This window comes from Marinomonas sp. TI.3.20, assembly GCF_038155025.1.
GTDB lineage: Bacteria > Pseudomonadota > Gammaproteobacteria > Pseudomonadales > Marinomonadaceae > Marinomonas > Marinomonas flavescens.
This window is the reverse complement of the sequence record NZ_JBAKAS010000014.1, coordinates 83,692-96,675: the sequence shown is the minus strand read 5'-3', so window position 1 is coordinate 96,675 and position 12,984 is coordinate 83,692. Positions and strand designations below refer to the sequence as shown.

The 12,984-nt window shown below is 42.3% G+C and carries 14 protein-coding genes; all 14 read left to right on the top strand.

What is annotated here, in order from left to right:
* Position 1: 1 nt before the first annotated feature.
* The 14 genes from V6259_RS14235 to flhB all read left to right on the top strand — a co-directional run bounded on the left by V6259_RS14235 (position 2) and on the right by flhB (position 12,968).
* On the top strand, positions 2-805 hold the full coding sequence (locus V6259_RS14235) for a FliH/SctL family protein (protein ID WP_133011762.1): 804 nt from the start codon (positions 2-4) through the stop codon (positions 803-805).
* Between the two features lie 11 nt (positions 806-816).
* Complete coding sequence (gene fliI, locus V6259_RS14230; RefSeq protein WP_133011761.1) at positions 817-2,148, top strand: flagellar protein export ATPase FliI; 1,332 nt, start codon at positions 817-819, stop codon at positions 2,146-2,148.
* A 54-nt stretch (positions 2,149-2,202) separates the two neighbouring features.
* Positions 2,203-2,637, top strand: a complete 435-nt coding sequence (gene fliJ / locus V6259_RS14225; RefSeq protein ID WP_341585059.1) for a flagellar export protein FliJ — start codon at positions 2,203-2,205, stop codon at positions 2,635-2,637.
* Between the two features lie 95 nt (positions 2,638-2,732).
* Positions 2,733-4,631 carry a hypothetical protein gene (locus V6259_RS14220; RefSeq protein WP_341585058.1) on the top strand — a complete coding sequence of 633 codons (1,899 nt, stop codon included), beginning with the start codon at positions 2,733-2,735 and terminating at the stop codon, positions 4,629-4,631.
* 241 nt (positions 4,632-4,872) lie between these two features.
* Positions 4,873-5,391 carry an ATP-binding protein gene (locus V6259_RS14215; protein ID WP_240537033.1) on the top strand — a complete coding sequence of 173 codons (519 nt, stop codon included), beginning with the start codon at positions 4,873-4,875 and terminating at the stop codon, positions 5,389-5,391.
* Positions 5,392-5,444: 53 nt separating this feature from the next.
* Positions 5,445-7,547, top strand: coding sequence for a flagellar hook-length control protein FliK (locus tag V6259_RS14210; RefSeq protein ID WP_341585057.1), 2,103 nt, complete (start codon positions 5,445-5,447; stop codon positions 7,545-7,547).
* Between the two features lie 114 nt (positions 7,548-7,661).
* Positions 7,662-8,177: a flagellar basal body-associated FliL family protein gene (locus V6259_RS14205; protein ID WP_133011756.1), complete on the top strand. Its 516-nt coding sequence runs from the start codon at positions 7,662-7,664 to the stop codon at positions 8,175-8,177.
* A gap of 5 nt (positions 8,178-8,182) precedes the next feature.
* Positions 8,183-9,160 carry a flagellar motor switch protein FliM gene (gene fliM, locus V6259_RS14200; protein ID WP_133011755.1) on the top strand — a complete coding sequence of 326 codons (978 nt, stop codon included), beginning with the start codon at positions 8,183-8,185 and terminating at the stop codon, positions 9,158-9,160.
* A 1-nt stretch (position 9,161) separates the two neighbouring features.
* On the top strand, positions 9,162-9,623 hold the full coding sequence (gene fliN / locus V6259_RS14195; protein WP_341585056.1) for a flagellar motor switch protein FliN: 462 nt from the start codon (positions 9,162-9,164) through the stop codon (positions 9,621-9,623).
* 5 nt (positions 9,624-9,628) lie between these two features.
* The gene (fliO, locus tag V6259_RS14190; RefSeq protein ID WP_240537031.1) at positions 9,629-10,051 is read left to right on the top strand and encodes a flagellar biosynthetic protein FliO; all 423 of its coding nucleotides are present in this window, start codon (positions 9,629-9,631) and stop codon (positions 10,049-10,051) included.
* Positions 10,048-10,785, top strand: coding sequence for a flagellar type III secretion system pore protein FliP (gene fliP, locus V6259_RS14185; protein WP_133011753.1), 738 nt, complete (start codon positions 10,048-10,050; stop codon positions 10,783-10,785). The genes fliO and fliP overlap by 4 nt, the downstream gene beginning before the upstream one ends.
* Before the next feature lie 2 nt (positions 10,786-10,787).
* On the top strand, positions 10,788-11,057 hold the full coding sequence (gene fliQ / locus V6259_RS14180) for a flagellar biosynthesis protein FliQ (protein WP_133011752.1): 270 nt from the start codon (positions 10,788-10,790) through the stop codon (positions 11,055-11,057).
* Positions 11,057-11,839, top strand: a complete 783-nt coding sequence (gene fliR, locus V6259_RS14175) for a flagellar biosynthetic protein FliR (protein WP_133011751.1) — start codon at positions 11,057-11,059, stop codon at positions 11,837-11,839. The genes fliQ and fliR overlap by 1 nt, the downstream gene beginning before the upstream one ends.
* Positions 11,832-12,968, top strand: coding sequence for a flagellar biosynthesis protein FlhB (flhB, locus tag V6259_RS14170; protein ID WP_341585055.1), 1,137 nt, complete (start codon positions 11,832-11,834; stop codon positions 12,966-12,968). The genes fliR and flhB overlap by 8 nt, the downstream gene beginning before the upstream one ends.
* Positions 12,969-12,984 lie beyond the last annotated feature (16 nt).

Here is a 12,984-nt window from a genome sequence, read left to right as displayed (position 1 = left end):
AATGTCAGAAGAAGACGTAACAAAGCCAGAACGAAAATTAACAGCCTATGAACGCTGGGAATTACCTAATCTTGAAAGTAACCAAGTAACGAAAGACTCCGGCCCTGCGCTGCTGATTCAAAAAGATGTGTCCATTACCACGGAAGAAGTCGATCAAAGCAGTTTAGTTTATGAACCGTTAACCGCTTCTCAGCTTGAGGAAATTCGTGCTGCAGCTTATGACGAAGGCTTTATTCAGGGTGAAGAGGAAGGCTACAAAAAGGGTTATGAGGACGGCCTTTCTAAAGGTGAAGTTGAAGGCCTAGAAAAAGGCCATGCAGAAGGCTTTGCGCAAGGCAAAGCAGAAGGCGAAGTAGCAGCTAAAGAAGTGGCTCAAAGTCAGCTTGAACACCTAGAAAAAATATTAACGGATGTGGTAAATGAAATCACGTTACCCTTGGAAGAAAGCCGAGCGGCCGCCGAAAATATTCTTTATCAAACCATGACTCGTATTATTGAAAACGTTTGTCTTTCCCAAATGAAAGAAGAGGGGCAAAGTGTTCTTAAAACACAGCTTTCGCGAGTATTTGAAGAAATTGGTGAATATGAAGGCCGTATTAGACTGCGTTTGAATCCAAATGATATAGATGTACTAGAATCTTTGGGTGTTCGAGATCGTTTGGCGATACAAGTTGATCCAGATGACAATTTGGTTGAAGGAGGTTTTTTACTAGACTCAAAATCCTTTCATGTTGATGGTCGTGTCGAGCAGCGCTTAGAAGCAGTTTGTAACGAACTTCGTCATTTATCTACTCCAGAAGAATAAAGGTAGCAAGGGTGTCGACGATAGAAGAGCGCTTACAGAAGTTGCAAGATATCTCACCCGTGTCATTACCTCCTCAGTTAGAGGGCAAGGTTACTCGCATGGTGGGGCTGACCATGGAGGCGGTGGGGTGTGTTGTTGCCCTGGGTGACCGCTGTTTGGTACAAGTCAGAAAAGATCGTTGGGTTGAATCTGAAGTGGTTGGCTTTACTGGAAATCTGACCTACTTAATGCCAACCGAAGCCATTGATGGTATTTCTCCCGGCGCTCGCGTTCGTCCCTTATTTGAAGAAAGTGAAATGCCTGTTGGTGATGAGCTGCTTGGGCGAGTAGTCAATGGATTGGGAAAACCTTTAGACAGTAAAGGGCCGATAAGAACGAAAGACTCCGTGAGTCTACAATGTGAAGTGATTAACCCTTTGCAGCGCCAGCCTATTCATGAGCCTCTCGATGTTGGCATTAAAGCGATTAATAGCCTGCTAACGGTTGGTAAAGGCCAGCGAATAGGTCTTTTTGCCGGTAGTGGTGTGGGCAAGAGTATGCTGCTTGGTATGATGACTCGCTTTACCGAAGCAGATGTCACTGTTGTTGGTTTGATTGGTGAGCGTGGCCGGGAAGTGAAGGAGTTTATTGAGCAAACTCTTGGCGAAGAAGGTCTTGCTCGTTCTGTCGTTGTTGCTTCTCCAGCGGATGATTCCGCATTAATGCGTTTACGTGCTGCTATGCTGGCAACTCGGATTGCTGAATATTATCGAGATCAAGGGAAGAGTGTTCTCCTTCTGATGGATTCTCTAACTCGTTATGCCCAAGCGCAGCGCGAAATCGCGTTGTCCGTTGGTGAGCCGCCAGCGACAAAAGGCTATCCACCTTCTGTGTTTTCAAAACTTCCTCAATTAGTTGAACGTGCTGGTAATGGTCGTAGCGGTAGTGGCTCTATCACAGCATTTTATACAGTGCTTACGGAAGGGGATGATCAGCAAGACCCAATCGCAGATGCTGCAAGGGCTATCTTAGATGGGCACATTGTACTGTCTCGTCGCTTAGCTGAAGAGGGGCATTATCCTGCTATCGATATCGAGGCGTCCATCTCACGAGCGATGCCAAATATTGTCAGTGAGGCGCATCTCCAAGGTGCGATGCGTGTTAAACAGCTGTACTCTAAATTCCAGCAAAACCAAGATCTAATTGCCATTGGTGCTTATTCAAGAGGAAGTGATCCCGATTTGGATCAAGCTATTGTCCGAATGCCGGACATTCGTGAGTTTCTTCAGCAAGGACTGTCAGAAAAGTTCTCTCTTGAAGGCAGTTTAGAAGCACTTGTTCATGCGATGACAAAAGGAGAGTAGACCTTTGTATAGAAAAGCGTCTAGTATTCAAGTAGTTCGTATTAGAGAGACGCTATGAAAAAAACTAAAAGAGCTCAGCTACTTGTCGATATAGCTAAACGTAAAGAAGAAGTTATTGCTAGGCAATTAGCGGGTGATAGAGCCAAAGTTGAACAAGACAAAAGCAAGCTTGAAGAGCTAAAAGAGTATGCGGGTCAGTATGAATCTGAACGAAATCTATTGGGTTTAAGTGCCTATTTAACTACTAATTACCAGCATTTTGTAGATCGTGTGCAGCAGGCAATCAAGCAGCAGGAAGCGGCTATAGGTCGATCTCAGCAACAAGCTGATATGACAATGCGCCAGTGGGTAGAAGCAAAAACCAACACGAAAAGTATGGATTGGCTAAAGAACAAATATCATACACAAGAGTTGTTAGTCGAAGATAAAAGAGAGCAGCGTCAAAGTGACGAGTTTGCAATGCGTCGTTTTAGGGATAATATTCGGTAATACCTTCACTTCTTTTACATTATCAATAAAATTCATATTTAAAAGTTAATAGATCATCTTTGTTTGCAACATCCTTTAGAAAAGTGTGAATCATTATGGCTAAACCGCAATCTTCTATTAATTCGCCTCGAAGAGAGTTAATTAGCTCTGTGCAAAAAGGTGTTTTTGCGCTTTTGATATTGCTTGTTGTGGGGGCCGTAGGGCTTTATAAGTTTATTGATTTAGAGTTTGGTGAAAGAGCGAACAATCAATCGACGCTAATGACATTAACGGCACATACTCATACGGCTGAGCGCTATTGGTTTGAGTGGTTATTGCATGATAAAAATGACGCTACGCTTTCCTCTGAGGCTTTGTCTTCTAAGCTGACAGCGCTCTATACTAAAATTGATCATCAGCTCTCTTTATACCAACGCATTAATCCTAAATCACGTTTTCTAGACGTTAAAGCCGAATTGTCCTTTCTTAGTGAAGTTAGAAGCCATGTTGCTGAGAGAAAACAACTATCCTCTCCCTCACTCTCGCCGCCAGAAATAAAAAAAATCTATACGTTTATTGAAAAAACAAAGGCGCAAAGTCAGGAGTTGAAAGAGCAAGAATTACTGCTAAACTACCGAAACAAAACGATATTTGATTATGGAGAATGGGGGCCTTTTGCTGTTTTTGGGCTCATTGGTTTAGTGCTTTTTGTTTTGTCAGTAAAGCTAGTTAAACAATTAAATAAAGGCTTTCAGCATCTGCACGTGGTACTTGAGCAGCATAAAAAAGGACATTTTACCTTAGACCGCGATTACCATGTTATTGATGAATTTACTGATATTGGGCGACTGTTTGATAATGAACTTTCTTCTAGAGAGTTTGAATTATCAGATGCACTTGGCAATATAACATTGATGACATTAGGTTTATCTAAGCTTGGTTCCGCTTTTCTAATCACTAATAATAGTGGGGACGTTAAGTGGTTAAGTAAGGGGTTTAGTGATCTGTGGGAAAAAAATGCAACGCTATTTGAACCGCTTTTTGAAATAGATCCTGGTCTCGATGGTCCTCTTGGTGAGCAGCTTCCTGAGCGCATATTGAGTGGTGATCATGACATTAAGCTTAGTTTATCCGATGGGCGTTATTCGTTAATTGTTGAAACACTAGTAGAAGAAAGCAGTAAGAAAACTTCATTTTTACTGTGGTTAGCCCCGCTTTCTCAGGCCGCAGAAATTGAAGTACTGCGTAAAAGTCTTGAGCTAATGGTGCAAGGATCTTGGCAGTATCCAATTAGGGTATTGCGTGATGATTCGCCATTCAAAAATTTTGCTTTGTTATTAGAAGAAATACGCATAGGTGTGCAGGGGATTATTAGTGTCACCTCGGCATTAACGCTAGAAAGTCAGCCGGATGTCAGGGTTACTAAACTACAACAAATAAAAACGCTGTTAGCTTTAAAAATAAACGACAATCAAGATTCCGTTAAATCAATTATTCCGCTAAACACTTCATTGCCGAAAGTCGCCATTGATGAGCTAAATGACATGTCTTCGTTATCTAGGCAGACTCATGACTCATTATTAGTCGGTTATGAACTGCTTCTTCAGCAATTGGCGCTTGTAGAGAAAGATGCGGTAGGGCTTGTACAGCTTCTTGATGCAGTGGATCGTTGTTTGAATGAAGTTCGTTCTGGCGTCCTTTCGAGTTTATCGACTGCGAAGGGGGATAGTGACACGGCTCGTCACACTTTTTCTGTTGATTTAGACCATGATATAGACAGTGTGCAAAGACAGATTGTTTCAATGCAGGACATGATTTCTTCCACGCTTATGCTTCTGAAGTCTGATCGTAGTGTGGGTGTGGCTCGATTGAATCGGGCTAAGCAATCGGTTGCAGAAATAAGCGATCTAATGGCAGATATCTTAAAACAGGTTACCTTGTTAAGCGATGACCGTGATGTTGTTGGAAATAGTGTTGCAGCAATAAAAAATAGAGAGGAATTGGATTCGTTTTAGCAGAACTCTTCTTTTTTTGATTTAAGGGCTTGCTGTAGCGGGCTAATAAAATCGATTGTAAGTTCTATGTTTTCATCGCTTTATAAATAAAGATGGAAGTGAGTGGTTGTCTTGCTTGCTTGCTTGCTTAGTTGATTGCATGAAAGAGACGCGTTTTTTTAGGGAGGCTCATAATGATAATTTCTGTCTTGGTGTGTGTCTTAATGCTTGTATGCGTATCCGCTCCAACGAGGTCTTAAGTGTGGAAAAGTTTTCTCATGAATCATCATCAGACTTTTCATTCGAATATGTATTGAGCGCTGAATCTCTGCGTTCGACAGACCCCTTGCCTTATATTCTTCATCTCATTATCACGGCTCCTGGGTTAGATCGGTATGCTAGTCATGTATTCATGATTATTTCAGAATTGTATTCAAATGCGCTTGAGCATGGTGTTTTAAAGCTCTCGTCTTCTAAGAAAAATACCTTGGATGGTTTTTCTGCTTATTATGAAGAAAGAGAGCAATTGCTATCCGTGTTAGAAGAGGGTTTTGTGAAGATTCAGGGTGAAGTTATCTCGGACTCTACTTTAGGTAAGCTTATTTTACAGGTGACGGACAGCGGTTCAGGATTTGATTATCAGGATATTAAACTTGATACTGAGAACGCTGATATGTTTTTCAACAGAGGTTTGGCGTTATTAAATCAATTGTGTGACAAGCTTGAATTTTCCAATGAAGGTCGCTCTGTTACTGCGCATTTTTATTGGCACCCTAGCTGATGTTGTAGATTGGCCTTTGTTTTGCATATTGTCTTCTATTGCCGGAGGAAACTATGCAAGCAGTTACAAACCAGGTGTTGTCTTCACAAATACCAGCTAAATCGTCTGAGTCTCGTAACTCTGAGTCTGAGTCTCGGGGTCATTTTTTTGCGGAAAACCTTCATAAAGCAAAGCAGTCAATAGATTCTGGTTTGAATGACTCGACGGTTAAGAATGAAGCTGGCGTTGATTCAGGTGAGCATTCTGATAGCGCTACCGAGCAGAACGATGATTTTACTCGTTCTGAAAATACAAAATTAGCGTCCTCCGAAGGCTCAGAAAAGTCCGATTCAAAGCCGTTTCAGAACCCCCCTCCCTCTTTAAAAAGCGTAGTTGAGACCAGTAGTGGTAATGCTATTAATCAAGATAGCTCTCTTGATAGCGGCAAAATATTGCAGCGCGATGGACAAAAAACGTCTGATACAACACCTCTAAAAGAAGCTAACGGTAATGCTGTCGTATCCACCCAGGATAAGAAGCTAACAGGTAGCGACTTGGCGTCTAAAAATATTGGGCGTGAAGGTGTCAAACCAACTCTAATAGCTAGCGATGCTGATGATGCTAGCGAAGGAAAATCCCTTTCAACTTCTTCCTCAAGTGATCTTGTTAAAATCCCCCAATTAGACTCAAAAGCTCAAACTGTGGCCATTGATAAAGAAGGGCGACCTGTTATTGCTTCTGAGGGTGACGCTAAATTAACTAAAGCGGTTAATGGCATAGCTAAAAAAGCGACTTCAAAAGAAGGGCATCCTGCAGTGACTTCTGAGGGTGACGCTAAATTAGCGGCTTCTGAAGCATTATCGAACCATTCAAAATTGGTTAAGCATTCACTAGACCAAAAAGAAGGGGCTGCCAATGCTGATGTGGCACCTGTTTCAGTTTCAGATGCGTCAGTTTCAGGTGAGGATACATCATCGATAGTGGCAGGAAAATCAACTGAGGCAGATCGTTCTCAGTTGATAAAGGGTGAAAGCACTGAGGTGACGAACAGTAAAGTTCCCGCGGAAGTGAGGGCGCTTCATTCGGGGGCTGGTAAGGCGGGTGAAAACAAGAGTGCAGAAGCTGGACTTGCCTCGATAGGTTCAAAAGCAAAAATACTAAATCAAGTCGCCGCTAAAAAAGTAGCTGGAGAAGCCGCTTTAGGAAGTGATATTGATAAAAAGAGTAAAGAAAAGCCCTTAGATGCTGAAGGTTCACCAAATGCCGGTGATAGTACTGATTTGTCATGGGTACTTTCTCAAATGGGGCATTCAGCAGCGCAGACGCCTGCTCAAACTAAATCTACTGTAAGCAGTGGTATTCCTCATGTTTTATCGTCCTCTGGAAGTAAAGTGTCTGACCAGATTGCTTTGGCGAACGCTGTAAAAGGGTCTCAGCCGAAAGAAGTGAGTCCTTTGATTTTAGGTGATGGTACTAGTGAAAAAGGTGCTATTGTAGGTGGCGTCACTCTTGGCACCGGTGTGGATCATCTGTCGTCTAACGAGCCTGTTGAACTGCGTAAAAAAGAACAAGACGCCTTGATCGGAAAAATGACAGCGCAGCTAGACGGTGCCTCCAAAGAGGCTGATACAGGAGGCTTGAATAGCTCAATTTCTGCGACTAATAATTTGGCTAATCGCTTGTCGCCAGCGGCTTCGCAAAATACACAAACATTCAGTGCTCAACAAAACTTAGCGATGTCTATGCCGCCGAATCATCCAGGTTGGGCAGGAGAGATGAGTCAGAAAGTAGCTTGGGTGGCTCAATCTGGCATACATACCGCGCACATTAAATTAGATCCACCTGAATTAGGCAGTTTAACGGTTAAAGTATCAGTGGACAGTGATAATAATAACACCCAAGTAAGTTTTATGGCCGCAACGCCTCATACAAGAGATTTGTTGGAAAACCAGATGGGAAGGTTGAGGGACATGCTGGCACAGCAGGGAATGGACCTTAATAGCGTGGATGTGGGCGTTTCTCAACAGGATACAACTGGCAGTCAATATCAAGGGGCAGAGCAGGGGCAATCTAATGCTAATCCTCGGGGTGTTGTAGCGCAAGATACGAATGAAGATGCTCTAAATTCTCAGAATGTATCTTATGTGTCCCCTTCTGGTGTTGATTACTATGCTTAAATGTAAGGAAATAAATGGTGCTATCCCTTATTCTTTGTAGAATAGAGGGTTGTTGGCGCGAAAAACTCTTTATGCGTCCTATTTAATCAATTACATAACACCAAAGGTTTGGTCATGGCTGAAAAAGATAGTTTAGATGTCGATACGGGCAGTGAGAAAAAGGGTGGCAAGAAAAAGCTCATTATCATATTGGCTGTTGTCTTGGTTTTATTAGCCGGCGGCGGAGCGGCAGCCTATTTTTTCTTATTTAGCTCGGCAGATGGTCCTGCTAGTGACGGCGTGACGGCAGAAGAAGCATTGCCTACGAGCACACCTTCCATCTATTTAAAACTGGATGCGCCTTTTGTCGTGGACTTTATGGTGGATGGGAGGCAGCGTTATTTGCAATTGGATATGACGATCATGTCCAAAGATCAAGTTCAAATCGATGCTGTTAAAGTGCATATGCCTTTAATTCGGAACAGTTTAGTCTTGCTTTTATCTAGTCAGTCATTTGATGCGTTGCAGACGATGAATGGTAAAGAAGCATTAAAGAAGTCTGCGTTAGAAGCTATTAATGGTATTCTGCAGCAAGAGACTGGAAAAAGCGGTATTGATGGTGTGCTATTTACTAACTTTGTGATGCAGTAACGATTATGTCAGCTCAAGACTTATTATCTCAGGATGAAATCGACGCTCTCTTACATGGCGCGGATGAAAAACCTGAAGAAGAAGAGATCAAGGATGCTAATGGTGTAGCGTCGTATGACATTACTAGCCAAGAGCGCATCGTGCGTGGGCGTATGCCTACCCTAGAGATGATTAATGAGCGCTTTGCTCGTTACACTCGCATTAGCCTTTTTAATTTATTAAGACGTACGGCAGATGTTTCGTCAGGCGGACTTCAGGTAATGAAGTTTGGGGAATATGTTCATACGCTGTATGTTCCAACCAGTTTAAATTTGGTTAAATTCCGCCCCTTGAGAAGTACCGCGCTGTTTATTTTAGACGCAAAACTTGTCTTTAAGCTTGTTGATAATTTTTTTGGTGGTGATGGGCGTCACGCTAAAATTGAGGGGCGAGAATTTACCCCGACAGAGATTCGTATTGTTCAATTAATGTTAGAACAAGTTTTTGTTGATTTAACCGAAGCTTGGGCGCCAGTTTTAAAACTCGACTTGGAATACATTAGTTCCGAAGTGAACCCTGCAATGGCAAACATAGTGAGCCCAAGTGAAGTTGTGATAGTGTCAACTTTTCATATTGAGCTTGATGGCGGTGGTGGTGAACTTCATATTACCTTGCCTTACTCTATGATTGAGCCAGTTCGAGAGTTATTAGACGCCGGTGTGCAAAGTGATGTTGATGAAAAAGACGATCGTTGGGGAAAATCTCTTCAGCAAGATGTCAAAGACATTGATGTGAATCTTAAGGTGAGTGTGGCGAATCGTAAGATTGCATTGGGTGAGGTGTTGAAATTCAAGGCGGGTGATATTATCCCAATAGAAATGCCAGAATTTGTCACGGTTCGAGCGAATGGAGTGCCTACTTTTAAAGGTAAGTTAGGCGTAAGTAATGAGCACTATTCGGTTCAGATGGTTGAAAATTTTAAAATTAATAAGGTAACGAAATAGCATGGCAGAAGAACAAAATCCAGACGCAGAAGGTATGGGTGAAGATCTAGCTGACGAATGGGCAGCCGCGATGTCTGAATCCGGAGATGCTGGCGGAGAGGGAGATATTGATGACGAATGGGCCGCTGCCATGTCAGAACAGGAAGTTAAACCTGTTAAGTTGGAAGAGCTTGCAACGCCTTCAGTTGCTGGAGCTGACGTTGGTTCTGATCTTGATCTTATTATGGATATTCCTGTTACCCTATCCATGGAATTAGGTAATACAGAAATTGCGATACGTAACCTTATGCAATTAACGCAAGGTTCAGTTGTCGAGTTAGATCGTTTTGCTGGTGAGCCATTGGATGTTTTAGTGAATGGCACCTTGATAGCTCATGGTGAAGTGGTTGTGGTAAATGACAAATATGGTATTCGCCTAACAGATGTTGTTAGTCCTAATGAGCGTATTAGACGATTGAAGTAAGCCTTGTGAAACTCTGTATAAAAACGAAAAAAACAATCATTACAGCCATGCTTTGCATGGCTGTTTCCTATGTGCAAGCCGCTACTCCCCAAGAAATGCCCACCACCTATTCTATTTGGAAAGTCGTTTTATCTCTGGCTTTTATCGTGGTTTTTATTCCGGCATGTTTATGGCTTGTTAAGAAATTACAGGTTACCCAAATGCGTTTCGGGCAATCTGATATTCGTATTGTAAGTAGTCAGTCTTTAGGGGCAAAAGAAAAGATTGTGCTGGTTGAGGTCGAAGGAGAAAGAGTGCTGTTAGGCGTTACCTCTCAATCAATTAACCATCTCAAGAGCTTTTCCTCAAATGGTAAGGCGTTTGCCCAGATGATGAGCGAAACAGAACCTTCTTCTGATATAAAAACAGAAAAAGGATCAACATTATGATGCGCTTAGTCTTGTTGGTTTTATTGTTGTTTCCAGCGATGTCGTGGGCTGAAGTGGGGCTTCCTGCCGTAAAAGTTGTTACTAGCGCGGATGGTAGTCAGGAGTACTCAGTATCACTTCAAATTCTATTTATCATGACGGCGCTGACTTTATTACCAGCGGCGTTAATGATGATGACAGCCTTTACCCGAGTGATTGTTGTATTGGCTATATTGCGGCAAGCAATTGGTTTGCAGCAGACGCCTTCGAATCAAATTATGGTGGGTATGGCCTTGTTTCTCACCTTATTTATTATGACACCTACTTTAGATAAGGTTAATGAAGTGGCGTTGCAGCCTTATCTGAATGAGAAAATCACCTCGATTCAAGCGGTGGAAGCAGCCGCGACTCCGATGCGTAATTTCATGTTAGCGCAAACTCGAGAAGATGATATTGCTCTGTTCGTAAAATTAGCTGGCAAGGAAGGTAAAATCCAATCTCTGGATACATTGCCTTTCACTATTCTTATGCCAGCGTTTGTAACCAGTGAGCTTAAGACTGCGTTCCAGATAGGTTTTATGATTTTCATTCCATTCTTAATTGTTGATATGGTGGTGGCAAGTGTTTTGATGGCGATGGGTATGATGATGTTGTCTCCGGTTATTATCTCTTTACCTTTTAAAATCATGCTTTTTGTTATGGTAGATGGCTGGTCTATGATAATGGGAACGTTAGCGGCTAGTTTTGGGATGTAAATATGGATCCTCAGGTTGTTTTAGATCTTTATGGGCAGGGTTTTTATTTAATTGTGGTGATTGTGGCAGCCGTTATGGTGCCAAGCCTCTTGGTTGGCTTGATTGTTAGTATTTTTCAAGCAGCGACGCAAATAAATGAGCAGACCCTTTCATTTTTGCCGCGTTTGATTGTGACTATTTTGGTGATTATGCAGTTAGGACCTTGGATCTTGACTAAGCTAACTGACTTTACGACACATTTATTTATTAATATTCCGATGATAATAGGCTAATGCTTGAACTTAATCCTGATCAGTTAATAAATCTTACGATTAGCTTTTTGTTGCCTTTTTTCCGTATTGGTGCCTTTTTCATGGCGCTGCCTTTGTTTGGTAGTCGGCTGGTTAATGCTAGAGTGCGAATCGCTTTTTCTTTTCTGATTGCTATTATTATTACACCAGTCATCCATGTTCCTCCTTATGATCCTGTATCACCCGCTTTTATTGTGTTGATTGCAGAGCAGTTGGTGATTGGTTTTGCGCTGGGTTTTGTTATCACTATCTTGTTTCAAGTGTTTTCTTTAGCCGGTCAATTAGCGGCAATGAAAGCGGGCCTTGGTTTTGCTATGTCGAACGACCCAGCCAATGGCGTTTCTGTTGCCACAATGGGGCAGTATTATGTGTCTATGGTGGCGTTGGCGTTTTTAGGAACTGATGGCCATTTGGTGATGATTGAATATTTGGCTGAGAGTTTTACCTATTGGCCTATTGGTGGAGGCTTTGACAGTCAGCATTATTGGCAGTTGGTATCACTGGGTGGTTGGATGTTTGAAAAAGCCCTATTGGTTGTATTGCCTCTCGCTATTGCTGTTTTGGTCATGAACTTTGCTTTTGGGGTGGTGGCCAAAGCGTCCCCTCAATTGAATATCTTTGCGTTGGGCTTTCCTGTCATAATGCTATTTTCTTTGTTTTTTTTCTGGATAATGTTGAAAGATTTTTTGGATATTTATCGTTTGTTTTTTCACGAAATAACCAGTTGGATGAAAGACACATGGGGGATTCGTTTACATGGCTGAGAACGAAGACGGTAGTGAAAAAACGGAAAGTGCCAGTGGTAAGAAACTTGAAGATGCTCGAAAGAAAGGCAATGTAGCCCGTTCGAAAGACCTTAGTGCTGCCTTGTTGCTTATTATTGCGTCAGCGACTATTTATGGAACAGGTGCTTATCTAGCAGAGGACCTTGAAAAGGTTTTTCATTTTAACTTTGTTATTGAGCGGCAAGATATTTTTAACTATGGGCGTATGATTTTTCATCTCTATAGTTCTATTGTTTCAGTGATGGATTCGATGGTCGTCATGATGGCTATTCTAGCCGCCGCTGGGATCATTGGTAGTATTGGATTGGGTGGGCTTAACTTTTCTTGGGAGCCATTAATGCCCAAGCTGAGCAAGATGAATCCTATTACGGGATTAAAGCGAATGTTTTCAGTTCAGTCGCTTGTTGAGCTGCTCAAGTCCATTGCAAAAGTAACGCTCGTTGGTACAGTTGCCACTATCGTTATTAATCACTTTTTGACAGAGGCCCTAGGGCTGCCATTCCAATCTATTCAGCTGGCCATTTCTCATGGTGTCAGTATTGCTATTTGGTCGTTTGTTTTTATTGCGCTGGCTTTAGCGTTGATTGCCGCTATAGATGTGCCATTTCAGGTCTGGTCCCATAAAGAAAAGCTCAAAATGACCAAGCAGGAAGTCAAAGATGAGTACAAACAGCAAGAGGGTGATCCCCAAGTAAAAGCGCGAGTTCGCCAATTGCAGCAACAAGCCGCTATGAATCGAATGATGACAGATCTTCCTGAAGCTGATGTGATTATTACCAACCCGACTCACTTTTCTGTGGCGTTAAAGTATGATCAAGAGGGTGGCAAAGCACCAGTTATGCTGGCAAAAGGGGCTGATTTCATTGCATTGAAAATACGTGAAGTAGGCAACCACTACGATATCCCTGTGATACAATCGCCGACGTTAACTCGGGCTATTTTTCATCATACTGAAATAGGGGAAGAGATTCCTCAGGGCCTGTTTCAGGCGGTTGCGCAGCTGTTAGCTTATGTTTATCAACTGCGAAACGTAAGAAATGGGGCGCCTCGACCAGAAGTTGTGCCGAATTTAGATGTTCCAGATGAGTTTCAATGGGACGGTAATTGATTTACTCAATTGGCTT